Below are 21,789 nucleotides of genomic sequence, written 5' to 3' on the forward strand. Positions count from 1 at the left end.
TATTTAGGCTGATCCGGTGGAGCATAGCCAGAGCCTATGACACTGCGAAACGCTCACGGCGCACCTGTTCCGGCGTCAGATGGCTGCCGACCGCAAGACGATAGCACAGCAGCGTTCTCCTACCCGCCCGCCCCGTCGCCCACCATTGTATTGGTAAGCGCCTCATAGCATCGGGGCAGGTTTTCCCAAGAATCGTGCGCTGAGACATCCGGAAAACTCCGATCACACCAGCGAGACCTTCCCGCCGGCGTGGCGCTCCAGCCGGCCGGCGAGGTCGAGTTCCAACAGCACCATGAAAACCTGGGCGGGATGCAGGCCGGTGTGGCGGATGATTTCGTCGACCGCCACCGGCGTCGGGCCAAGAGCTTCGACGACGCGGGCGCGGTCGCCCTCGCCGGGTGGCGGTGTTGCCGAAAAGTCGGGCGGCTCTTCGAAGGGTGCTGTCCTTGGCACCAGCGCGCCGACCAGCGGCGCGATCGCACCGGTAATGTCCGATGCATCGGTGACCAGGGTGGCGCCGTCCTTGAGCAAGGCGTTGGCGCCGGCGGCGCGCGGATCGAGTGGCGAGCCGGGGACGGCGAAGACCAGTCGGCCCATCTCGCCTGCAAGCCTGGCGCTGATCAGCGAGCCGGAGCGTTGCGCGGCCTCGACCACGACCAGCCCCAATGCTGCACCGGCGACAAGGCGGTTGCGGCGCGGAAAATCCTGGGCGCGCGGCTGCCAGCCGAATGGCATTTCCGAAATGATGGCGCCGCCGCGCTCGGCAATCTCGTTGCACAGCCCGGCATTCTCGGGCGGGTAGGGCAGGTCGAGGCCGCCGGCCAGCACGCCGATCGTGCCTGACGCAAGGCTGCCCTGATGTGCTGCCGTGTCGATGCCGCGCGCCAGGCCGGAGACGATCCCGTAGCCGTCGCGGCCGAGTTCGGCGGCGAGCGTCCGCGCCATCTTGATCCCGGCCAGCGAGGCGTTGCGGGCGCCGACGATAGCAACCGCCGGCAGCCGGAACACCGCACCTTCGCCCTTGACCGCGAGCAGCGGCGGCGGATGGTCCATGCTTTTCATCAGCGGCGGATAGTCGGCCTCGCCGATGCCGACGAAGCGGGCCCCAGCCCGCCGGGCGGTCTCCAGTTCCGCCTCGGCCTCGGCCATCGACGGGATGCGGACGCTCTTTCTGGCGCCGCCCGAAATCATCAGCTCGGGCAACATCTCGAGCGCCGTCTCGGCCGAGCCGAAGCGGTTGATCAGGTCGCGAAAGGTGGCCGGGCCGACATTCGGTGTGCGGATCAAACGAAGCCAGCTCAACCGCTGCCGGTCGCTGAGTCGCGGCCCGGCGGCGCGCTGGCTCACTCCCTGGCCCCGATCTTGCTCTCGGTGCCGGCCAGCAGCCGCGCAATGTTGGCCCGGTGTTTTATGAAGACGATCAGGCTCATCAGCACGAAGAGCCCGGCAATCTCAGGCGTGCTGAGGACATAGAGCGCGATCGGCACGACAACTGCTGCCGTGAGCGCCGCCAGCGAGGAATAGCGGAACAGGAAACCAGCGGCGAGCCAGACGACGGCGAAGATCAGCGCCACCTGCCAGGCAAGGGCGGTCAGCACGCCGAGATAGGTGGCGACACCCTTGCCGCCCTTGAAGCCGAGCCAGACCGGAAAGAGATGGCCGAAAAAAGCGCCGAGGCCGGCCCAAGGCCCGAGTTCCGCTGCAAAGCGACCAGCGATCAGCACAGCCGCCGTGCCTTTCAGCGCGTCGAGCAGCAGCGTGGCGGCGGCCAGGCCCTTGTTGCCGGTGCGCAGTACATTGGTGGCGCCGATATTGCCGGAGCCTATATTGCGGACGTCGCCAAGACCGGCGGCGCGGGTGATCAGGAGCCCGAACGGGATCGAGCCGAGCAGATAACCGAACACCAGCGCCAAGACGATGCCGTAAGCCATTGTTCCCCCAGATATGCCCTAAAGCGCGTCGCGTTTTGACCGGCCTCATGCGACGCGCTTTAGGTTGCTGTTTTATGCATGTCGTTATCGCAAAACCGCTGCACACTTTTGCGCGACATGCATTAGGCTGAAAACACTGTGCGGCCCGCCACCATCGTTTGCAAGACCTTGCCCTGCAGCCGCGCGCCTTCGAAACAGGTGTTTTTCGAGCGCGAACGGATGCCGCTTTCGCTGACGATCCATGGCTCGTCGAGATCGACCAACGCAAGATCGGCGACCGCACCCGGCTTCAGCGTGCCGCCGGGCAGGCCGAACAGTCTTGCCGGCGCCGTGGACAATGTCTCAACCAATCTAAGCAGCGTCACGTCGTCATTGTGATAGAGCCGCAGCGCCGCACCCAGCAGCGTTTCCAGTCCGATGGCACCGGCCGCGGCGTCGGCGAAGGGCAGGCGCTTGGTGTCGACGTCCTGCGGGTCGTGCGAGGATACGATGAGGTCGATCGTGCCGTCCTTGACCGCCTCGATCATCGCCATCCGGTCTTCCTCGGCGCGCAGCGGCGGTGTCAGCCGGAAGAAGGTGCGGTATTCGCCAACATCGTTCTCATTGAGCGACAGATTGTGGATCGAGACGCCTGCTGTGACATTCGCGCTGTCGGCTTTCGCCCGCGTTATCGCGTTTGCCGCCATGGCCGTCGAGATCTTGGCCGCGTGATAGGCGCCGCCGGTCAGCCGCGCCAGCGCAAGGTCGCGCTCCAGCGGAATGGACTCGGCCTCGCGCGGAATGCCGGCAAGGCCGAGCCAGCTGGCATAGAGGCCTTCATTCATGACGCCTGACGAGGCGAGGTCGGGGTCTTGGGTTTCATGAGCGATCACGCCGCCGAAATCGCGCGCATAGGTCAGCGCGCGGCGCATTACCAGTGCGCTTGATATGGTGTGCCGCCCGTCGGTGAAGGCGACCGCGCCGGCCTCGCGCAGCAGCCCGAATTCGGTCATCTCGCGGCCTTCGAGGCCCTTGGTGATCGCAGCCGCCGGAAAGATGTTGACGATGGCCGTGTCCTTGGCGGTGCGCAGCACGAATTCGACGAGCGCGACATTGTCGATCACCGGGTCGGTGTCGGGCATCATGACGATGGAAGTGACGCCGCCGGCGGCCGCCGCCACGCTGGCCGAAGCGATGGTTTCGCGGTGCTCACCGCCCGGTTCGCCGATGAAGACGCGCGCATCGATCAGACCGGGGATAACAGCCTTGCCGGCGCAGTCGATGACGACGGCATCTTGCGGAGCGCCCTGGTTCAATGCCGCCTTGCCGGCAGCGACGATCCTGCGGCCCTCGACAATGACCGTGCCGACCTCGTCGATGCCGCGCGACGGATCGACGATGCGCGCCCGGCTGAAGACCGTTGTGTTCATGCGCCGCGGCCCTCGAGGTTGCGGTCCTCACGATTGCGGCGGGGGTCGAGCAGGGCTTCCATCACCGCCATGCGCACGGCAACACCCATCTCCACCTGTTCCTGGATGACGCTCTGCGGACCGTCGGCGATTTCCGAGGCGATCTCGACGCCGCGGTTCATCGGGCCGGGATGCATGACCAGAGCGCCGTCCTTGGCCGCCTTCAGCTTCTCGGCATCGAGGCCGAAATAGTGGAAATATTCGCGCACCGAAGGCACGAAAGCGCCTTCCATGCGCTCGCGCTGCAGCCGCAGCATCATCACCACATCCGCGTCCTTGAGCCCTTCGGCCATCGAACGGGTGACGATCACGCCCATTTTCTCGATGCCGGCAGGCAGAAGCGTCGACGGCGCCACGACGCGGACCTGGGCGCCGAGCGCATTGAGAAGCATGATGTTGGAACGCGCCACGCGCGAATGCAGGATGTCGCCGCAGACCGCCACGATCAGCTTCGACAGCGGGCCCCTGGCGCGGCGGATGGTCAGCGCGTCGAGCAGCGCCTGCGTCGGGTGCTCATGGGCGCCGTCACCGGCATTGATCACCGAGCAGCCGACCTTTTGCGCCAGCAGTGCGGCGGCACCCGCCGACTGGTGGCGGATGATCAATATGTCCGGCCGCATGGCGTTCAGCGTCATCGCCGTGTCGATCAGCGTCTCGCCCTTCTTCACCGAAGAACTGGCCACCGACATGTTCATGACGTCGGCACCGAGCCGTTTTCCGGCCAGCTCGAACGACGACTGCGTGCGGGTCGAGGCTTCGTAGAAGAGGTTGATCTGGGTGCGGCCGCGCAGCGTCGAGGTCTTCTTCTCCGACTGCCGCGAGATCGCGACCGCCCGGTCCGCCCTGTCCAGCAAAAGCTCGATGTCGGCGGGGGAAAGATCGCGGATGCCCAGAAGATGGCGGTGGGGATAGAGTGGCAGGGACGAAGCGTCGGTCATCTCAAGGCGCTGCTATAGGGTGGAGGACCTTTGGCTGCAAGCACCAGCTTTGGATTGCGGCCTTTCTCCCCGGTATTTTCGTCGCGCGGGTTGCGCGGCTTGGGCTATAAACCGCCGATGGCTTCGGATTCGTGGCCTTGTGATGATGATGATAAGGACAATGCGTGACCGACGACGTGACGAACCAGCCGCCGCCGCTGGCAGGCGGCAACGCCTGGCGGGGCGATCCGTTGCTGATCCAGCTTGCCGAGCGTTTTTCCGATCCGGTGCGCAAGGATCTCGACGGGCTCGGCCGTTTCGTGCTGACGCACGAGGCGCAGGAGCTGGCCCGCCTTGCCAATGTCGAGACGCCGAAGCTCAGGACCCATGACCGGCAGGGCCGGCGCATCGATCTGGTCGAGTTCCATCCAGCCTATCACGCGTTGATGCGCCGGTCGGTGGCGAACGGGCTGCATTCGTCGGTCTGGGAAAATGGCGATGCCGAGATCGGCCGCCGTCATCAGGTGCGCGCCGCCCGTTTCTACCTGACGGCCGAGCTCGAAACCGGGCATCTCTGCCCCATCACCATGACCAGCGCATCGCTGGCAGCGCTGATGGCAAGCCCGAAGCTTTTTCGCGAATGGGCGCCGCGTGTGACGACACGCAAATACGACCAGGGCCAAAAGCCGCCGGTCGAAAAGGCCGGGCTGACGCTGGGCATGGGCATGACCGAGAAGCAGGGCGGCACCGACGTCCGCGCCAACGTCACCAGGGCCGAGCGCGCCGGCAGCAGCTTCTATCGCCTGACCGGCCACAAATGGTTCATGTCGGCGCCGATGTCGGATGCGTTCCTGGTGCTTGGACAGGCGCCGGAAGGGCTTTCGTGCTTTCTCGTTCCCCGCATTCTCGGCGATGGGTCGGGTAACGGCTTCCGCTTCCAGCGGCTGAAGGACAAGCTCGGCAACCGCTCCAACGCGTCGTCCGAGGTGGAGTTCGTCAACGCCATCGGCGAGATGGTCGGCGAGCCAGGGGCGGGTGTCAAGACGATCATGGACATGGTGACGCTGACCCGGCTCGACTGCGCGATCGCCTCGTCGGCGATCATGCGTGCCGGGCTGGCCGAGGCCGTCCACCACACCCGTCACCGCCAGGTGTTTGGAACCAATCTGATCGAGCAGCCGCTGATGCAGCGCGTGCTGGCCGACATGGCGCTCGACGTCGCTGCGGCCACCGCGCTGTCGTTCCGGCTGGCGCGCTCCTTCGACGAGGCGGCCAGCGACCGCGGCGAGGCGGCCTTCGCGCGCGCCATGACGCCGGTCGTCAAATACTGGGTCTGCAAGATCGCACCACCGCTGCTCTACGAGGCGATGGAATGCCTCGGCGGCAATGGCTATGTCGAGGAGGCGCCGCTCGCCCGCTACTATCGCGAAGCTCCGGTCAACTCGATCTGGGAGGGATCCGGCAATGTCATGGCGCTCGACGTGCTGCGCGTGCTGGGGCGTGCACCGGGCCTGTTCGAGGAGGTGCTGGCCGGCATCGATCGCGATCTCGGCGCCGGCGGACGCGGCACCGTCGGTGTGCTCAAGGCTGCAATGCAGGTCGCGGCAACCGACGAGGGCTCGGCCCGCCTGCTCACCGAGCAACTGGCGCTGTCGGCGGCAGCGGCGGAGCTTCGCAGGCTGGGGGCAGGGCGGATCGCCGACGCCTTCGTCGAGACGCGCCTCGCCGGCCAGTGGCGCAACACTTATGGCATGCTCGATTCACGCCATGATGCGCGTATGATCATCGATACGCTCTATCCGCCGGTCACCTGAGAAGAGACTTGGGAGGGTTTCTCGTCGTCTGTCGCGCCGCTGTGGATGACCGTTAACCTTAACAAATGGTTTCCATTGCGATGGCGGGCGGCAAAGCCCACTGTCCTGTTTACGGAAGCAGGAACGCCATGCGGCATATATTAAGCTCCTTTCTGGCCTTGCACTGGGCGGTCGTTTTCGCCCTGCTGGCGTTCATCTGCATCGACGGGAATCGCGGTGTTGCGGCAGCGCTTGGCGTGCTCGGCGTCGTCCTCCAGAACACCAGCTTCGTCGACCTCGAAAAGGCCGTCGTCGTGGCAGCGCTTGCCGTAGCGCTGCTGGTCGTCGCGGTGCTCTTCTGCTGGGCTTTTGTCGAGACTCTGTTTAGCGACCCGACAAATCCGGACGCCACCGACAGCGTCGTGCGGGTCGCCTTCATCTCCGCCTCCGGCGTACTGTCGCTGATTGTCGTCGGCGGCGCCGCGCAAGGCATCAACGGGCTATTCATGGCTATCGCGGTGCAACTGGCGGCACTGCTGGCTTCCTATGTCGCCATGCTCGCAGAGCGGCGGTCGGCCCTTGCCGCAACGGTTCCGGGCACCGGTGAAGTCCGTGCCGCCGCGCATGTGATGGCGAAGGCGGCGGCGCACAACTCGGCGCTCTCGCGCATTTCCGGCCGGCCGGACGCAAGCTTCGGGCCGGACACAAACTTGAGGGATCGCCGCTGATGCGCACCTTGTTCGCGCTATGGGCGGCCCCGCTCGCCCTGTTCTGGGGCTGGTTCTTCCTGTCGCTCAACGATATCAATTTCGGCTACGTCATGCTGAGCCGCCAATTGCATGACCTCGTCTTCCAGCTCTATGGGGAAATGCTTGGCATCGATCCGGCGCTCATTCCCGGCATGGTGGCAAAGGCCTGCATCCTCGACAGTCTGCTGCTCATGGCGTTTTGGGCGTTCCGCCGCCGCCGGGTGATCGGTGGCTGGATCAGGATAATGCTCGACCGCTATTTCGACCAGGCACCGACGCCGAGCGCCTGAAGCCGGTCGAGAACGCCCTGCAGAATAAAGGCCGCCGCGGCGGAATCGATCTTGCCGGCGCGTTTGCGGCGCGAAAAATCCATCTCGATCAACGTCCGCTCAGCCGCCACCGTCGACAGTCGCTCGTCCCACAAAACGAAGGGCAGGTCGGTCACAGCAGCCATGTTGCGGGCGAAGGCGCGGGATTTCTGGGCGCGCGGGCCTTCCGACCCGTCCATGTTGACCGGCAGACCGAGCACCACGGCCCCGACGTTCTCTTTCTGCAGCAAGCCGAGCAGCACAGCTGCATCCAGCGAGAATTTCCTGCGCATGATGACGGGACGCGGGTGGGCGAAGGCAAAGCCCCGGTCGGAAACCGCGACGCCAATGGTCTTGTCGCCGAGGTCGAGCCCGGCCAGCGTCTTGCCGCCGCTGAGCCGCGCCGGCAGCTCTTCGATGGTGATGATGCTCAACGGCTTTCCTTCGACTGCTGCCCGCAAAGGGCGCTGCGGGACTTTAATTTCACTGCCGGCGTTCTATCCTTTGGCAAAGCAAAAATCGAGGAAGGCATTCATGAAACTGACCTGGTACGGACATTCCGCATTTCGCATCGAAACCACCGACGCGAAAGTCCTCATCGATCCCTATCTGATCGGCAATCCGTCATGGAAGGGCGGCTGGGAAGAGCCGGCGGAAGGGGTGACGCATGTCCTTTTGACCCACGGCCATAGCGATCACATCAGCGGTGCGCTTGAAGTGCTTGGGAAAAGCGGCGCCATGCTGGTCGCCAATTTCGAGGTCTGCATGTACCTGGTCGGCAAGGGCGCCAGCGACAAGAAGATCAATCCCGGCAATATCGGCGGCACCGTCGATTGCGGCGGTTTCACCACCACCTTCGTCCAGGCGCTGCATTCATCGTCATTCCCAGGTGACAATGGCCAGAACACTTATCTCGGCAATCCAGGCGGTCTCGTCCTGCATTTTCCGGAGGACAAGACACTCTATCACATGGGCGACACCGACATCTTTTCCGACATGGCGCTGATCAACGAATTACATGAGCCGAAGATCGGCATCGTGCCGGTCGGCGACCGCTTCACCATGGGTGGCGCAGTGGCAGCCCTTGCCTGCCGGCGCTTCTTTCAGTTCGAGACCGTCATCCCCAGTCACTTCGGCACGTTCCCGATCATCGACCAGACCGCCGACAAGTTCGTCGCGGGGTTGCAGGGATCCGGCGTGAAGGTGGCGTTGCCGGAGATCGGCGGGACGATCACCTTGTAGAGGATGCAAAGCCGGCAGCTATTTCCTCTGCGACGGCGTGGCCCTGCCTTGGACCTTCTGGGCCGGTTCTCGGCACGATGTATGTTGCGCGGCACGCGCCGCGCCGCTATAGCGCGGACTGGTTTTCCCGAGGCACAAACAAATATGTCCGTTGATGTCAAGACTGTGAAGCGCGTCGCGCATCTCGCCCGTATTGCGGTGAGCGAGGAGGATGCCGAGCGCATGACCGGCGAGTTGAACGCCATTCTGGGCTTTGTCGAGCAATTGAACGAGGTCGACGTTTCCGGCGTCGAGCCGATGACTTCAGTTATCCCGATGGAGATGAAGAAGCGCCCGGACGTCGTCACCGACGGCAGCAAGGCGGCCGACATCGTCGCCAACGCACCGGCCACCGAAGAGAATTTCTTCCTCGTTCCGAAGGTCGTGGAGTAGCGGGCCGATGGCAATCGAGATCGCCATCGAGACGCCGCTGCAGGACGACGTGCGCGGGCTGGTTAAGGAACTCAACGACACGCTGCTGGAACTGACGCCGCCGGAGCACTGCTTCCACATGACCGTCGAACAGATGGCCGACAATGACACAACCGTCTTCATCGCTCGCGACACCGGCCTTGCCATCGGCTGCGGCGCGCTGAAGCGCCACGATGGCGCCGTCGGCGAGGTCAAGCGCATGTACGCGCGGCCTTCGCATCGTGGACGGAAGATCGGCGCCAGGATCGTCGAGCGGATCGAAGCGTTGGCGCGCAATGAAGGGCTGAAGCGTTTGGTGCTGGAAACCGGCGACCGCCATCCGGCTGCGTGGACCGTCTATGAACGCGCCGGATTTTCGCGCTGCGGCCCGGTGCTGGACTACCCTGATGCCGAGTGGTCGGTGTTTTACGAAAAGAGCCTTGCTTGATGAGCGACCTGACCCACCTGACGATTTCGCAGGCCCGCGCCATGCTGCGCACCAAGGAAATCACCGCAACCGAGATCACCGAAGCCTATCTCCAGGCGATCGAGCGGGCCAATCCGGCGCTCAACGCCTATGTCGTCGTTACCGATGACAAGGCGCGCGACATGGCCAAGGACTCGGACGCGAAGCTGGCGAAGGGCGAGGGCGGGTCGCTCGAAGGCATTCCGCTCGGGATAAAGGACCTGTTCGGCACCGAAGGCATTCACACCCAGGCCTGCAGCCATGTGCTGGACGGGTTCAAGCCGCACTACGAATCGACCGTCACCGCCAATTTGTGGGCCGACGGCGCCGTCATGCTCGGCAAGCTCAACATGGACGAGTTCGCCATGGGCTCCTCCAACGAGACCTCCTACTACGGCCCTGTCGTCAATCCGTGGAGGCGTTCGCGCCTCGACACGGTGGTGATGCCGACCACGCATCAGGGCGATGGCGGTTTTGTCTCGGCCGGCGGCACCCGGACTGCGCGTACGCTCGACAATGCCCAGCTTGTGCCGGGCGGCTCGTCGGGTGGCTCGGCCTCCGCCGTTTCGGCGCTCCTGTGTGCCGGCGCCACCGCCACCGACACCGGCGGGTCGATCCGCCAGCCCGCCGCCTTCACCGGCACCGTCGGCATCAAGCCGACCTACGGCCGCTGCTCGCGCTGGGGTATTGTCGCCTTTGCTTCGTCGCTCGACCAGGCCGGACCGATCGCCCGCGATGTGCGTGACGCCGCGATTCTCTTGAAATCCATGGCCTCGGTCGATCCGAAGGACACCACCTCGGTCGACCGGCCGGTGCCGGATTACGAGGCGGCGATCGGCAAGCCGATCAAGGGCATGAAGGTCGGGATCCCCAGGGAATACCGCGTCGACGGCATGCCTGAGGAGATTGAGGCGCTGTGGCAGAAAGGCATTGCCTGGCTGAAAGATGCCGGTGCTGAGATCGTCGACATTTCGCTTCCGCATACCAAATATGCGCTACCCGCCTATTACATCGTCGCGCCCGCCGAAGCCTCATCAAACCTCGCCCGCTATGACGGCGTCCGCTACGGGCTGCGCGTGCCGGGCAAGGACATCGTTGACATGTATGAAAAGACCCGCGCCGCTGGCTTCGGCCGCGAGGTCAAGCGCCGCATCATGATCGGCACCTATGTCCTCTCCGCCGGCTACTACGATGCCTACTATCTGCAGGCGCAGAAAGTGCGGAATCTCATCAAGCGGGATTTCGAAAATGCATTCGCGGCGGGCGTTGATGTCATCCTGACACCGGCAACGCCATCGGCGGCCTTCGGCATCGCCGACGAAGACATGGCCGCCGACCCGGTCAAGATGTACCTCAATGACATCTTCACGGTGACGGTGAACATGGCTGGACTGCCGGGCATCGCCGTGCCCGCAGGGCTAGACGCCAAGGGCCTGCCGCTCGGCCTGCAGCTCATCGGCCGGCCCTTCGACGAGGAAACTTTGTTCCAGACCGCCCATGTGATCGAGCAGGCGGCGGGTACGTTCCAGCCGGAAAAGTGGTGGTAGTGTCGTCTCCCAGCTGAGGGTGAGGGATGTTCTACTATCTTTCCAAGGTATTTTGGCTCCTCGTCCAGCCGTTGAATCTGGCGATCATCCTGCTGCTGGTTGCGTTGCTTGCTGCCTTGGTCGGGCGTAAAAAGCTGTTTGCCACCGGCAGCTGGCTGGCCTTTCTCATCCTCGCCCTCTCGACCTGGACCTCGCTCGGCGCGCTGATGCTCAACCCGCTCGAAGAGCGGTTTCCGCGCCCGCCGCTGCCGGAAAAGGTCGATGGCATCGTCGTGCTCGGCGGCGGCATGGAGGGCGCCATCAATTTCGTGCGTGGCGGCTATGAACTGAGTGCAAGCGGCGATCGGATGCTCGCGGCGGCCGTGCTGGCACGGCATTTTCCGACAGCGACAGTCGTCATCTCAGGCGGCACCATCGCAATGATCGGCGAAGGCGAGGGCGATGCAGAGACGGCGCCGCGTCTGTTCGCCGCGCTTGGCGTGACGGCCGATCGGCTGATCCTCGAGAAAAAATCCCGCAACACCTACGAGAACGCCGTCTTCACCCGGCAACTTGTCACCCCGAAACCGGGCGAGACCTGGCTGCTGGTGACCTCGGCCTTCCACATGCCGCGCGCCAAGGCGCTGTTCGACAAGGCCGGCTTTGCCACCGTTCCTTGGCCGGTCGATTACCGCACCTCCGGCAAGGAAGGCATCGGCATGTTCCGCGACGATCCCTTCGGTTCGCTGCAAACCGCCAGCACGGCGGTCCGCGAATGGATCGGGCTCGTCGCCTACTGGCTGTCGGGCCGCATCGATCGGCTTTTCCCCGGACCGGGTGTTGGTTCGGGCGGCTGACCGATCACGGCTTGCCGCGCCGCCGAGAAGAACTGGCGACGCACCAGAACCGCCAGCAACAGCAGCGTCGACAGTACGAACACCGTTGGGTCGACGAACCAGCCGAGATAGCCGATCGAGAAGAAGACGCCGCGCATGCCGGAATTGAAATGTTTTCCGGCCAGCATGTTCATGCGCGCCGCCCGCCATACCGCGGTTTCGCTGACCGGGTTGCGTGAAGCCTTGCCGTGCCGGATCGGCACCGCACCGATCAGGATCGAGCAATAGTTGAACAGCCGGTAGGCCCAGCCGAACTTGAAAAAGGAATAGGCAAGGATCAGCACCAATCCGAACACCTTCATCTGAAAGGCGGAGCGGGATGATGTCGCGCCGAGGGGCAGATCGCTCAGCATCGAAACAACCTGATCGGAGGCGCCGAGCAGGGCAAAACAGCCGCCGATCGCAATCAGCGAACTGGAGGCGAAGAAGGCGGTTCCCTGTTGAAGACCTGCCATAATGGCGGTGTCGACGATGCGGATCTCGCGTTCGGCCATGGTCCGCATCCAGGCTTCGCGCTGGACGTTCATCGCTGTCGTCAGCGACATGCGGCTGACCAGCTTCCCGTCGGAGGCGAGCGTATGCAGCACCCATACGAAAAGGAAGAAGGCCAGCGCCACGAGGTCGGCCGTCGACAAATGAAAGGAATCGCCCATGCGACCCTTTTACCACAAGCGGTGGCCCCGCTTCGATGGCGGAACGCAACGATGTCGCTGCCGGAGCAAACAAGGTCGGCAGGTGCAGCGCCGCGATCTTCGAAAGAGCGGAAACATCACAGGAATTCCTATATGTAAATTCCAATAGGAGAGAGCGGCGCGTGTTCCTTTCGGTTTTCGACCTGTTCAAGATCGGCATTGGACCATCGAGTTCGCACACGATGGGGCCGATGACGGCTGCGCGGCGTTTTCTCGACGAGGTCGCGGGAGATGACTGGCCACGCCCGGCCGGCGCCAAGGTCGACCGCCTCGCTGCCAGCCTGCACGGCTCGCTTGCCTATACCGGCATCGGCCATGGTTCCGACCGTGCCGTCGTGCTCGGCCTTGCCGGCCAGATGCCGCAGACGGTGGACCCCGATCAAGCGGACAGCATCGTCGACCGTATTGCCGCCGACAAGCGGATTTCGCCGCCCGGCCATCCCTCCTATCGCTTCGACCCGGCAACGGACCTGGTGCTGGACCGCAAGACGCCGCTTTCCGGCCACGCCAACGGCATGGCCTTCTCCGCCTATGATGCCGACGATCGCCTGCTGCTCAAGCGCATCTATTATTCGATCGGCGGCGGCTTCGTGGTTTCCGAGGAAGAACTGCAGCGGATGAAGGTGAAGGGCTCGGTGACGACGGAAGGCAAGAAGGTTCCATACCCCTTCAAGAACGCCGTCGAGATGCTGTCGATGGCGGCAAAAAGCGGTCTTTCCATCGCCGACATGAAGCGCGTCAACGAAGAGACGCAGATGCCGCGCGAGGAACTCGACGCCGGCCTCGACGGCATCTGGAGCGCCATGAAGAGCTGCATCGAGCGTGGCCTGTCGCAGGACGGCATCATGCCGGGTGGGTTGAAGGTGCGCCGACGCGCGCGGCGATTGCATGACAAGCTGCAGGAGCAGTGGCAGCAGAACCGGCCCAATCCGCTGCTCGCCAACGACTGGCTGTCGATCTATGCCATGGCGGTGAACGAGGAGAACGCCGCCGGCGGGCGCGTCGTCACCGCGCCGACCAATGGTGCTGCAGGCACGCTGCCCGCGGTGCTGCGCTACTGGCTGCATTTCCATCCCGAGGCCGACCAGCCAAGCATCCGCGATTTCCTGCTGACCGCGGCGGCGATCGGCGGCATCATCAAGACCAACGCTTCGATCTCAGGCGCCGAGGTCGGCTGCCAGGGCGAGGTCGGTTCGGCCTCGGCGATGGCGGCAGCGGGGCTGTGCGCCGTCATGGGCGGCACGCCCGAGCAGGTCGAGAACGCCGCCGAGATCGCACTTGAACATCATCTCGGCATGACCTGCGATCCGGTCGGTGGGCTGGTGCAGGTGCCTTGCATTGAGCGCAACGCGCTCGGCGCCGTCAAGGCGGTGACCGCTGCTTCGCTGGCCATCAAGGGCGACGGCGTTCATTTCGTGCCGCTCGATGCCGCAATCGAGACCATGCGCCAGACCGGGCTCGACATGAACGAGAAATACAAGGAAACCAGCCTCGGCGGACTGGCCGTCAATATCGTGGAATGCTGACCCAGACTCGGCACTGCGAACACTGGCACTGTGGAGAAAGTCGACCCGACCGTTGACGCCTTCGCACGCCGGACTAAACCTTAATCCATGTCTCTCAATCTCATAAAGCTCTGTGTCGGCTGCGACAGCGTCGAGGACCTCGAAGGGTGGATCGCCTTCCGCCTCGACGAACGGCGGCGCGCCGGTGAACCGGTCGAGCACTACCACACCACCCGCATGATGCCGACGCGCGGCGCCGAGGTTACCGATGGCGGTTCCCTCTACTGGGTGATCAAGGGCAATGTGCAATGCCGCCAGTTGATCACGGAGATCCGTCCTTTCACCGATGACGACGGCATCGGCCGCTGTCATCTGATGCTCGATCCCGCGGTCGTGCGCACCGAATGGCAGCCGCGCCGCGCCTTTCAAGGCTGGCGCTACCTGAAACCGTCGGACGCACCGGCCGATCTCGGCAAGGGTAAAGCGGGACTGGTCGAGATGCCGCCGAAACTCAGGCGCGAGCTTGCCGATCTCGGCCTTCTCTAGGAAGGCCCCCCAAAATTCAAAGCTGCCGTGACCGCTGGCCCTCCAGTCGCCTCATGCTGGGCTTGCAAGCTGTGCGACAACGCCACATCTTGAATGTCATGAGCGACAAGAAGCAGCCCGTGCCCGCAAAGGCCAATCCTGCGCCGGTCGAGTTCCAATCGAGCACCGGCGAGATCGACGCCTTTATCCGTCAGGCGAGGACGCTCGCTGCGTCCGCGACCGGTTCAGGCAGGCTGATCCTTTCCCTCGACGCGACGATGAGCCGCCAGCCGACCTGGGATCTCGCCTGTGCGCTGCAGGGCGAGATGTTCGACGCCGTCGGCAAGGCCGGGGCGCTCAAGGTCCAACTGGTTTATTTTCGTGGTCTTGGCGAGTGCCGCTCATCCGCTTTCGTCACCGATACGGACGCGCTGAAGCAGCTGATGACGCGGATCGAATGCCGCAGCGGCCATACCCAGATCGGCAAGGTGCTCGCCCATGCGCTGAAACAGACGGCGGCGGCCAAGGTCAACGCGCTGGTCTATATCGGCGATGCGATGGAAGAAAATATAGACGACCTGGCCGAAAAGGCCGGCAGCCTCGGCCTGCACGGCGTTCCTGTCTTCGTCTTTCAGGAGGGCCACGATGCCGAGGCGGAAAAGGCATTCAAGGAAATTGCGCGGCTGTCCAAAGGGGCTTGGTTTCGATTTGATCGGCGGGCGGCCGCAACCTTGGCCAGCCTGCTTTCGGCGGTCGCCGTGTTTGCAACCGGCGGGCTGAAGGCACTGGAGGCCAGGGGGAGGCCGGAAGACCGGCTGATGATCGAGCATCTGCGAGGCGGCAGGAAATAATGGGCGCGATTATCGCATTCGTGGCGTTGCTTTTGGTGCTGCTCGGCGTGGCCACGGTATTTCTCCGCGCCGACCCCGCGAAACTCGCAAGCGGGATGAGGACGCTTGGCCCCGTCCTGCTGGCGCTGATCGGCGTCGCCGTGCTTCTGGTCGGACGCGAAGGCATCGGCGGCTTGATCCTGTCGACGGCGCTCGCCTGGTATGGCTCGATGCGGATGAAGCGGCCGACGGCGAAACTGGAGCCGGGCAAGCATTCGACGGTGCGCACCGCGGCACTCGAAATGGAGCTTGATCACGATACCGGCAGTCTGGAGGGGCTCGTGCTCGCCGGCCGCCATGAAGGCAAGATGCTTGGCACGATGAGCCTTGCGGAATTGCAGCAGCTTTATCGCGAACTCCCCGGCGACCCGGAGAGCCGCCAGTTGCTAGAGACGTATCTTGACGGCAGATTTCCCATCTGGCGCAAAGACGCTGAGGCGAATGGTGGCGACGGGCTGGGTGTTTCGCCAGGTTCGGGCGCCATGACTAAGGAGGAGGCCTACAAGATCCTTGGTCTTGAAGCGGGGGCCGCCGCGGCGGATGTCCGCAAGGCGCACCGCCGCCTGATGCAGCGCTTGCACCCCGATATCGGCGGCACTTCTTTTCTGGCGGCGCGGATCAATGAAGCCAAGGACGTCTTGCTCTCCGATCACAACTAGTCTCCTTCGACGCAGAATTTTTCCGGGAGATGTTTTCGACGCCGTCTATTGCTGGACGGCGTAGCACTCGATTTTCTTTTTCTTCAGGGCGTTGCAGGCTTTCCAGGCGGCAGTCTTCGAACCAAAGCCGAACCGGGCGCGGTAGTAGGTGACGCCGTCCTTTTCGAAGGCGACGGTGAAACCTGTGGCATCGGCGAGGATCGAAGGCGCCTGCTTGCTCGTCTCGTCCAGGAGAGCCTGGGCTTCGGATTGTTTTGGCGAAGAGGCGACCTGGACTGCCCAACCGGACGGCACCGATGCGGTGTTGACGGGATCGACCGCCGCCGGTTCGGCGTAGGCAGCTGCGACCCGTGCCGTCGCCACATCGTCCGCCGTGGCCGCGGCCACTGTGTTGACCTTCTTGGTCTGAGAGACGGGCCTGGTCTGGGCGACGGGGCTGGTTTCTTCAACGGCGGGCTCGGTTTCCTCAACTAGCGAGGCAATGGCATCGCCGTCCGGGGCATCGTCGTCCGGCCTGCTGTCCGGCGTCGGCGCATCGCGCTTGGGCAGGAACACTTTTGCCAGCGCGGTGATGGGATTGCCGCCGCTGGCCTTGGCGATCAGCATGCCGCTGCCGCGCGAGGATGCCTTCGGCATGTAGGTGTTGATCAATGCGGCCATCTGGTTGTCGCGGCTGCCGCCGGATTTCCCGCCTATGATCACTGCGACGATGCGGCGATCGCCGTCGTCGACCGAGGAAACGAGATTGTAGCCGGAGGCGCGGGTGTAACCGGTCTTGATACCGTCGACGCCCTTGATGCGCCCAAGCAGGCGGTTATGGCCGTTGATGCGCTTGCGGCCGTAGAGAAAGGAACGCTGCGAGAAATAGCCGTAATACTGCGGAAAATGCTCCCGCAGCGCGATGCCGAGCACCGCCATGTCGCGCGCGGTCGTGAATTGACCGGGATTTGGCAAGCCGTGGGCGTTGCGGAAAACGGTCCCCTTCATGCCCAGCGCCCGCGCCTTGGCTGTCATCATGTGGGCGAAATTGGCTTCATTGCCACCAAGAAGCTCGCCGAGCGCCGTTGCCGAGTCGTTTGCCGACTTGGTCACCATCGATAGGATCGCGGTCTCGACCGTGATCGCGCCGCCCCGTCTGACGCCGAGTTTCGTTGGCGGTTCAGCAGCAGCATTGGCCGAGAAGACGACCCGGGAGTTCTTGCTGACCTTGCCGTTCGCCATGGCCTCGAAGGCCAGGTAAAGCGTCATCATCTTGGTGAGCGAGGCCGGGTAGCGCCGACCATCGGCATTCGAAGAATAAAGCACCTTGCCGGTCTTGGCATCGATGACGATGGCCGCTGACCTCGCCGCCATCGACGAAGCAGCGTCGGCAACGACGAATGTCATCGCCAAAGCGAGGATCATGATCGTTTTCAAAGAGGACGAGGATTTGGAGAGAATGCCCGACAACGCCTGACGCACCGATGGTTCCTTTGAATTTTTTGTTGCTGGAGGCGGCAAAGGTCCTGCCTCACTTCAAGCAAGCTATCGCGGTCAGCGTTACCAATCCGTTTATGGTAACCACCGTGTTCACCATTTTCCTCGGGCTTGAGCTTCTCTTTATTCGAATCTTAGCCATTGCCGGTGGCTGGGCCTGTATGCCGCGCCGGTCGGCTGGAACCGCTCTCGGTGAAACATTGACTTTTTGTGCAGTGCACAATATATAACTTGCATTGCACAACGCGGCCCCGGACAGGGCGCGTCTACTGTTCAACGTCAACTGTCAAGGGAGCGTGAAATGACTCAGACCTATGAAGATTTCAGCAAATACGGCAAGGAGTTTGCCGACACCGGCTTGAAGAGCTTCGCATCCCTTTCCAAGGGTGCGCAGGCCATCGCCACCGAGGCGGGCGAGTACACCAAGAAAAGCTTCGAGGCCGGCAGCGCAGCAGCCGAGAAACTTTTGTCGGCCAAGTCGCTGGAGAAGGCGATCGAGATCCAGTCCGATTTTGCCAAGCAATCGTACGAAGCCTTCGTCACCGAAGCGACCAAGATCGGCGATCTCTATGCCGAACTCGCCAAAGAGGCCTACAAGCCGTTCGAATCAATGGTCGCAAAAGCGAAATAATCTCGCTATAATGTGAAGATGGCCCTCGGGCCTGCAAGACAGACCCGGTCGCGAACGCGCGGCCGGGTTTTTTACAGACCCGGTCGCGAACGCGCGGCCGGGTTTTTTCATGGCAATTTGAAAAGAGGGCTCTGCTGCCTTCACGATTTCGAAAAATCGGTCAAGTTTGGCCACCTAGCCATATTGTCAGCTAAACAGAAGGGCTTAAAATCGTCCATCGAAGACCTACATGTCGAACTCATATGGGGATTCGAAAAGGCAGGGCTACGTGACGATTGGTTTGACTGCCACGAGAGATGTAGTGCGGATGCAAAACGGCGGCGACGGCAATGAGGCCGGTCGCGGCACGGCCGTCATCACGCGCACCAAGACCAAGATCAAGAAGCCTAGCCTTTATCGGGTCCTCATTCTCAACGACGACTACACGCCCATGGAATTCGTGGTTCACGTGCTGGAGCGTTTTTTCCAGAAGGACCGTGAAGCCGCCACCCGCATCATGCTCCATGTTCACAATCATGGAGTGGGCGAGTGCGGGGTCTATACATTCGAGGTGGCCGAGACCAAAGTGTCTCAGGTCATGGATTTCGCCCGACAGAATCAGCATCCGCTGCAATGCGTGATGGAGAAGAAGTGAGGTAACATGCCGGCTTTCTCCCAAGGCCTGGAAAAGGCGCTTCACCAGGCGCTGACGCTCGCCAATGAGCGGCACCACGAATACGCAACCCTTGAACATTTGCTGCTCGCCCTTATCGACGACACCGAGGCGGCCGCGGTCATGCGGGCCTGCAACGTCGATCTCGACGAGTTGAAGCATACGGTTCTCACCTATATCGACACCGAGCTCGACAATCTCGTTACCGGCTATGACGAGGATTCCAAGCCGACGGCCGGTTTCCAGCGCGTCATCCAGCGCGCGGTGATCCATGTGCAGTCGTCCGGCCGCGAGGAAGTCTCCGGCGCCAACGTGCTCGTTGCCATCTTCGCCGAGCGCGAGAGCCATGCCGCCTATTTCCTGCAGGAACAGCAGATGACCCGCTACGACGCGGTCAACTACATCTCGCATGGCATCGCCAAGCGTCCCGGCGCATCCGAGACGCGGTCGCCGCGCGGCGCCGACGACGAGCAGGGCGGCCAGAGCGGAGCCGAGCCGCAAGAGGACGGCGGCAAGAAAAAGCAGCAGCAGGACGCGCTGACCGCCTATTGCGTCAATCTGAACAACAAGGCCAAGGCCGGCAAGATCGATCCGCTGATCGGCCGCGAGTCCGAGATCAACCGCACCATCCAGGTGCTGTGCCGCCGCTCCAAGAACAATCCGCTCTATGTCGGCGACCCCGGCGTCGGCAAGACGGCGATCGCCGAAGGCCTTGCGAAGCGCATCGTCGAGGGCGACGTGCCTGAAGTTCTGCACAACGCCACCATCTTCGCGCTCGACATGGGAACATTGCTGGCCGGCACCCGCTATCGCGGCGATTTCGAGGAGCGGCTGAAGCAGGTCGTCAAGGAACTCGAGGATTATCCGGGCGCGGTTCTGTTCATCGACGAGATCCACACGGTGATCGGGGCAGGGGCGACGTCGGGCGGCGCCATGGATGCGTCGAACCTGTTGAAGCCGGCGCTGTCGTCCGGAACGATCCGCTGCATCGGCTCGACCACCTACAAGGAGTTCCGCCAGTTCTTCGAGAAGGACCGCGCTTTGGTGCGGCGCTTCCAGAAGATCGACGTCAACGAGCCGACCATCGAAGACGCCATCGAGATCATGAAGGGTCTGAAGCCGTATTTCGAGGAGTTCCACAAGGTCCGCTACACGGCTGAGGCGATCAAGGCTTCGGTCGAATTGTCGGCGCGCTACATCAACGACCGCAAGCTGCCGGACAAGGCGATCGACGTGATCGACGAGACCGGCGCCTCGCAGATGCTGGTGCCGGAGGCCAAGCGCAAGAAGACCATCGGCATCAAGGAGATCGAAGCGACGATCGCCACCATCGCCCGCATTCCGCCGAAGACGGTTTCCGCCGACGACGAGAAGGTGCTGGCCGGTCTCGACGTCGAGCTGAAGCGTGTCGTCTACGGTCAGGACACCGCGATCACGGCGTTGACCTCGGCGATCAAGCTGGCGCGGGCAGGCTTGCGCGAACCGGAGAAGCCGATCGGCTCCTATCTATTCTCGGGACCGACCGGCGTCGGCAAGACCGAAGTGGCAAAGCAGCTCGCCGCCTCGCTCGGTGTCGAGCTGATCCGCTTCGACATGTCCGAATATATGGAACGCCACACCGTCTCGCGGCTGATCGGCGCGCCTCCCGGCTATGTCGGCTTCGACCAGGGCGGCCTGCTGACCGACGGCGTCGACCAGCATCCGCATTGCGTGCTGTTGCTGGACGAGGTCGAGAAGGCGCATCCGGACCTGTTCAACATCCTGTTGCAGGTCATGGACCACGGCAAGCTGACCGACCACAACGGCAAGCAGATCGACTTCCGCAATGTCATCCTGATCATGACCACCAACGCGGGCGCCTCGGATGCGCAGCGCGCGGCGATCGGTTTCGGCTCGACCAAGCGCGAAGGCGACGATGTCGAGGCGATCAACCGGCTGTTCACGCCGGAGTTCCGCAACCGTCTCGATGCGATCATCCCGTTCGGCTCGCTGCCGATTCCGGTCATCCACCAGGTGGTGCAGAAGTTTGTCATGCAGCTTGAGGCCCAGCTTTCCGAGCGAGGCGTTACCTTCGACCTGTCGCAGGAGGCGATCGCCTGGCTGGCCGAGAAGGGCTACGACGAACGAATGGGTGCGCGGCCGCTCGGCCGGGTCATCCAGGAGCACATCAAGAAGCCACTGGCCGACGAGGTGCTGTTCGGTAAGCTCAAGAAGGGCGGCACGGTGCGTGTCACCGTCGAGCAGAAGGAGACCGGCGAGACCGGCCTGAAGCTCGAGTCACTCGCCGACGAGGCGCCGGTCAAGCCGAAGAAGGAAGAACCGGACGACACGCCGAAACCCAAGAAAGCTGCCATCAAGAAGCCCGTCCCGAAAAAGGCGATCGCGCAGAAGGCGGAGCCTAAGGGCAAGGATGGCGGCAAGCGCAGCCTGGTGCCGCAACTGCCCCGCAAGGGGTGATGACCTGAAAGCTAAAAAGCCCCGGCAACGGGGCTTTTTTATTGGATAAAGAGTGGCCGAAGGCGTGGTGCGCGACGCCCGGCTTCAGCTTCCCAGCGCCGTTCGTATCTTGCCGGCGTTCTCAGCCAACACTTCTGGTTTCTCCATCTGGCCGCTATGCGGCTTCAAGGGGATGCCCTCGAAGCGTGGAATGATGTGAACATGGAGGTGAAAGACGGTCTGGCCCGAAGCAGGCTCGTTGAACTGCATGACTGTGACACCATCGGCATCGAAAGCGTTTTTTACTGCCCGCGCAACTTTCTGGACATTTGCGAAGAGCGGGCCGAACACTGCCGGATCGGCATCGAGCAGGTTGCGCGACCGCGCCTTCGGCACAACCAGCGTATGACCCGGCCCTTGCGGCATCACATCCATGAAGGCGACAACTGCGTCATCTTCATAGACGCGATGCGACGGGATTTCACCGCGTAGGATTTTCGCGAAGATATTGCTGCTGTCGTAGGTGGCTTCGGCCATGGCGTGCGCTCCGGATTGTGCCTTGCTCTACCGTACCGACCCGAAAATCGGAATTGATTT

General features: G+C 63.1%; 24 protein-coding genes. 16 read left to right on the forward strand and 8 right to left on the reverse strand.

Translation table 11 applies throughout. From position 1 onward, the window contains the following. Window positions 1-222 precede the first annotated feature (222 nt). From dprA to AC0NIE_RS20985, 4 genes are all read right to left on the reverse strand, one after another. A complete protein-coding gene (dprA, locus tag AC0NIE_RS20970) occupies window positions 223-1,347 on the reverse strand; it encodes a DNA-processing protein DprA (RefSeq protein WP_473487036.1) in 1,125 nt (374 codons plus the stop codon). Next, window positions 1,344-1,931 carry a glycerol-3-phosphate 1-O-acyltransferase PlsY gene (gene plsY, locus AC0NIE_RS20975; RefSeq protein WP_473487035.1) on the reverse strand — a complete coding sequence of 196 codons (588 nt, stop codon included), beginning with the start codon at window positions 1,929-1,931 and terminating at the stop codon, window positions 1,344-1,346. The genes dprA and plsY overlap by 4 nt, the downstream gene beginning before the upstream one ends. 122 nt (window positions 1,932-2,053) lie before the next feature. Further along, a complete protein-coding gene (locus tag AC0NIE_RS20980) occupies window positions 2,054-3,340 on the reverse strand; it encodes a dihydroorotase (RefSeq protein ID WP_473487034.1) in 1,287 nt (428 codons plus the stop codon). After that, entirely contained in the window at window positions 3,337-4,317 is a 981-nt protein-coding gene (locus tag AC0NIE_RS20985; protein WP_123145822.1) for an aspartate carbamoyltransferase catalytic subunit, read from the reverse strand. Before AC0NIE_RS20985 ends, AC0NIE_RS20980 begins: the two co-directional genes overlap by 4 nt. 164 nt (window positions 4,318-4,481) lie before the next feature. Here AC0NIE_RS20985 and AC0NIE_RS20990 point away from each other — a divergent pair, with 164 nt between their 5' ends. The 3 genes from AC0NIE_RS20990 to AC0NIE_RS21000 all read left to right on the forward strand — a co-directional run bounded on the left by AC0NIE_RS20990 (window position 4,482) and on the right by AC0NIE_RS21000 (window position 7,128). After that, the gene (locus tag AC0NIE_RS20990) at window positions 4,482-6,110 is read left to right on the forward strand and encodes a DNA alkylation response protein (protein ID WP_473487033.1); all 1,629 of its coding nucleotides are present in this window, start codon (window positions 4,482-4,484) and stop codon (window positions 6,108-6,110) included. 128 nt (window positions 6,111-6,238) lie between these two features. Next, window positions 6,239-6,817, forward strand: coding sequence for a hypothetical protein (locus AC0NIE_RS20995; RefSeq protein ID WP_473487032.1), 579 nt, complete (start codon window positions 6,239-6,241; stop codon window positions 6,815-6,817). Further along, window positions 6,817-7,128, forward strand: coding sequence for a DUF6105 family protein (locus AC0NIE_RS21000; protein WP_123145824.1), 312 nt, complete (start codon window positions 6,817-6,819; stop codon window positions 7,126-7,128). Before AC0NIE_RS20995 ends, AC0NIE_RS21000 begins: the two co-directional genes overlap by 1 nt. On the opposite strand, the gene ruvX is transcribed toward AC0NIE_RS21000, so the two are convergent. Next, on the reverse strand, window positions 7,095-7,580 hold the full coding sequence (gene ruvX, locus AC0NIE_RS21005; protein ID WP_123145825.1) for a Holliday junction resolvase RuvX: 486 nt from the start codon (window positions 7,578-7,580) through the stop codon (window positions 7,095-7,097). The genes AC0NIE_RS21000 and ruvX overlap by 34 nt on opposite strands. A gap of 100 nt (window positions 7,581-7,680) precedes the next feature. Here ruvX and AC0NIE_RS21010 point away from each other — a divergent pair, with 100 nt between their 5' ends. The 5 genes from AC0NIE_RS21010 to AC0NIE_RS21030 all read left to right on the forward strand — a co-directional run bounded on the left by AC0NIE_RS21010 (window position 7,681) and on the right by AC0NIE_RS21030 (window position 11,687). Continuing rightward, window positions 7,681-8,388, forward strand: a complete 708-nt coding sequence (locus tag AC0NIE_RS21010) for a metal-dependent hydrolase (RefSeq protein WP_473487031.1) — start codon at window positions 7,681-7,683, stop codon at window positions 8,386-8,388. A 144-nt stretch (window positions 8,389-8,532) separates the two neighbouring features. Next, entirely contained in the window at window positions 8,533-8,820 is a 288-nt protein-coding gene (gene gatC, locus AC0NIE_RS21015; RefSeq protein ID WP_473487030.1) for an Asp-tRNA(Asn)/Glu-tRNA(Gln) amidotransferase subunit GatC, read from the forward strand. A gap of 7 nt (window positions 8,821-8,827) precedes the next feature. After that, window positions 8,828-9,286: a GNAT family N-acetyltransferase gene (locus tag AC0NIE_RS21020; RefSeq protein ID WP_473487029.1), complete on the forward strand. Its 459-nt coding sequence runs from the start codon at window positions 8,828-8,830 to the stop codon at window positions 9,284-9,286. Then, window positions 9,286-10,851 carry an amidase gene (locus tag AC0NIE_RS21025; protein ID WP_473487028.1) on the forward strand — a complete coding sequence of 522 codons (1,566 nt, stop codon included), beginning with the start codon at window positions 9,286-9,288 and terminating at the stop codon, window positions 10,849-10,851. The genes AC0NIE_RS21020 and AC0NIE_RS21025 overlap by 1 nt, the downstream gene beginning before the upstream one ends. Window positions 10,852-10,877: 26 nt before the next feature. After that, on the forward strand, window positions 10,878-11,687 hold the full coding sequence (locus AC0NIE_RS21030) for a YdcF family protein (protein WP_473487027.1): 810 nt from the start codon (window positions 10,878-10,880) through the stop codon (window positions 11,685-11,687). On the opposite strand, the gene AC0NIE_RS21035 is transcribed toward AC0NIE_RS21030, so the two are convergent. Then, window positions 11,624-12,379 (reverse strand): DUF599 domain-containing protein, encoded by a 756-nt coding sequence (locus AC0NIE_RS21035; RefSeq protein WP_473487026.1) that lies wholly within the window; start codon window positions 12,377-12,379, stop codon window positions 11,624-11,626. The two genes, AC0NIE_RS21030 and AC0NIE_RS21035, sit on opposite strands and share 64 nt — an antisense overlap. Before the next feature lie 161 nt (window positions 12,380-12,540). On the opposite strand from AC0NIE_RS21035, the gene AC0NIE_RS21040 reads away from it, so the two are divergent. The 4 genes from AC0NIE_RS21040 to AC0NIE_RS21055 all read left to right on the forward strand — a co-directional run bounded on the left by AC0NIE_RS21040 (window position 12,541) and on the right by AC0NIE_RS21055 (window position 15,997). Then, window positions 12,541-13,944, forward strand: a complete 1,404-nt coding sequence (locus tag AC0NIE_RS21040; protein ID WP_473487025.1) for an L-serine ammonia-lyase — start codon at window positions 12,541-12,543, stop codon at window positions 13,942-13,944. 87 nt (window positions 13,945-14,031) lie between these two features. Next, window positions 14,032-14,469: a DUF1489 family protein gene (locus AC0NIE_RS21045; RefSeq protein WP_473487024.1), complete on the forward strand. Its 438-nt coding sequence runs from the start codon at window positions 14,032-14,034 to the stop codon at window positions 14,467-14,469. A 98-nt stretch (window positions 14,470-14,567) separates the two neighbouring features. Then, window positions 14,568-15,299, forward strand: coding sequence for a vWA domain-containing protein (locus tag AC0NIE_RS21050; RefSeq protein ID WP_473487023.1), 732 nt, complete (start codon window positions 14,568-14,570; stop codon window positions 15,297-15,299). Continuing rightward, the gene (locus AC0NIE_RS21055; RefSeq protein WP_473487022.1) at window positions 15,299-15,997 is read left to right on the forward strand and encodes a DnaJ domain-containing protein; all 699 of its coding nucleotides are present in this window, start codon (window positions 15,299-15,301) and stop codon (window positions 15,995-15,997) included. Before AC0NIE_RS21050 ends, AC0NIE_RS21055 begins: the two co-directional genes overlap by 1 nt. A gap of 45 nt (window positions 15,998-16,042) precedes the next feature. Here the strand turns inward: AC0NIE_RS21055 and AC0NIE_RS21060 are convergent, their stop codons facing one another. Continuing rightward, entirely contained in the window at window positions 16,043-17,458 is a 1,416-nt protein-coding gene (locus AC0NIE_RS21060) for a D-alanyl-D-alanine carboxypeptidase (RefSeq protein ID WP_473487021.1), read from the reverse strand. A gap of 2 nt (window positions 17,459-17,460) precedes the next feature. On the opposite strand from AC0NIE_RS21060, the gene AC0NIE_RS21065 reads away from it, so the two are divergent. The 4 genes from AC0NIE_RS21065 (at window position 17,461) to clpA (ending at window position 21,213) form a co-directional block, all read left to right on the forward strand. Beyond that, window positions 17,461-17,703 (forward strand): hypothetical protein, encoded by a 243-nt coding sequence (locus tag AC0NIE_RS21065; protein WP_473487020.1) that lies wholly within the window; start codon window positions 17,461-17,463, stop codon window positions 17,701-17,703. 71 nt (window positions 17,704-17,774) lie between these two features. Then, window positions 17,775-18,104, forward strand: a complete 330-nt coding sequence (locus tag AC0NIE_RS21070) for a phasin family protein (RefSeq protein ID WP_123145836.1) — start codon at window positions 17,775-17,777, stop codon at window positions 18,102-18,104. Between the two features lie 307 nt (window positions 18,105-18,411). Beyond that, window positions 18,412-18,738, forward strand: a complete 327-nt coding sequence (gene clpS / locus AC0NIE_RS21075) for an ATP-dependent Clp protease adapter ClpS (protein WP_473487098.1) — start codon at window positions 18,412-18,414, stop codon at window positions 18,736-18,738. 6 nt (window positions 18,739-18,744) lie between these two features. Further along, entirely contained in the window at window positions 18,745-21,213 is a 2,469-nt protein-coding gene (gene clpA / locus AC0NIE_RS21080) for an ATP-dependent Clp protease ATP-binding subunit ClpA (RefSeq protein ID WP_473487019.1), read from the forward strand. A gap of 84 nt (window positions 21,214-21,297) precedes the next feature. Here the strand turns inward: clpA and AC0NIE_RS21085 are convergent, their stop codons facing one another. Further along, on the reverse strand, window positions 21,298-21,729 hold the full coding sequence (locus AC0NIE_RS21085) for an HIT family protein (protein WP_473487018.1): 432 nt from the start codon (window positions 21,727-21,729) through the stop codon (window positions 21,298-21,300). Between the last annotated feature and the right edge of the window lie 60 nt (window positions 21,730-21,789).

The sequence above is a fragment of the Mesorhizobium sp. WSM4842 genome (assembly GCF_055901575.1).

Coding starts and splice junctions, on each gene's coding strand:
- plsY (WP_473487035.1), bottom strand. CDS start 1,931: ATGGCTTACGGCATCGTCTTGGCGCTGGTGTTCGGTTATCTGCTCGGC.
- AC0NIE_RS20980 (WP_473487034.1), bottom strand. CDS start 3,340: ATGAACACAACGGTCTTCAGCCGGGCGCGCATCGTCGATCCGTCGCGC.
- AC0NIE_RS20985 (WP_123145822.1), bottom strand. CDS start 4,317: ATGACCGACGCTTCGTCCCTGCCACTCTATCCCCACCGCCATCTTCTG.
- AC0NIE_RS20995 (WP_473487032.1), top strand. CDS start 6,239: ATGCGGCATATATTAAGCTCCTTTCTGGCCTTGCACTGGGCGGTCGTT.
- AC0NIE_RS21000 (WP_123145824.1), top strand. CDS start 6,817: ATGCGCACCTTGTTCGCGCTATGGGCGGCCCCGCTCGCCCTGTTCTGG.
- AC0NIE_RS21010 (WP_473487031.1), top strand. CDS start 7,681: ATGAAACTGACCTGGTACGGACATTCCGCATTTCGCATCGAAACCACC.
- gatC (WP_473487030.1), top strand. CDS start 8,533: ATGTCCGTTGATGTCAAGACTGTGAAGCGCGTCGCGCATCTCGCCCGT.
- AC0NIE_RS21020 (WP_473487029.1), top strand. CDS start 8,828: ATGGCAATCGAGATCGCCATCGAGACGCCGCTGCAGGACGACGTGCGC.
- AC0NIE_RS21025 (WP_473487028.1), top strand. CDS start 9,286: ATGAGCGACCTGACCCACCTGACGATTTCGCAGGCCCGCGCCATGCTG.
- AC0NIE_RS21030 (WP_473487027.1), top strand. CDS start 10,878: ATGTTCTACTATCTTTCCAAGGTATTTTGGCTCCTCGTCCAGCCGTTG.
- AC0NIE_RS21035 (WP_473487026.1), bottom strand. CDS start 12,379: ATGGGCGATTCCTTTCATTTGTCGACGGCCGACCTCGTGGCGCTGGCC.
- AC0NIE_RS21045 (WP_473487024.1), top strand. CDS start 14,032: ATGTCTCTCAATCTCATAAAGCTCTGTGTCGGCTGCGACAGCGTCGAG.
- AC0NIE_RS21050 (WP_473487023.1), top strand. CDS start 14,568: ATGAGCGACAAGAAGCAGCCCGTGCCCGCAAAGGCCAATCCTGCGCCG.
- AC0NIE_RS21055 (WP_473487022.1), top strand. CDS start 15,299: ATGGGCGCGATTATCGCATTCGTGGCGTTGCTTTTGGTGCTGCTCGGC.
- AC0NIE_RS21065 (WP_473487020.1), top strand. CDS start 17,461: ATGGTTCCTTTGAATTTTTTGTTGCTGGAGGCGGCAAAGGTCCTGCCT.
- AC0NIE_RS21070 (WP_123145836.1), top strand. CDS start 17,775: ATGACTCAGACCTATGAAGATTTCAGCAAATACGGCAAGGAGTTTGCC.
- clpS (WP_473487098.1), top strand. CDS start 18,412: ATGCAAAACGGCGGCGACGGCAATGAGGCCGGTCGCGGCACGGCCGTC.
- clpA (WP_473487019.1), top strand. CDS start 18,745: ATGCCGGCTTTCTCCCAAGGCCTGGAAAAGGCGCTTCACCAGGCGCTG.
- AC0NIE_RS21085 (WP_473487018.1), bottom strand. CDS start 21,729: ATGGCCGAAGCCACCTACGACAGCAGCAATATCTTCGCGAAAATCCTA.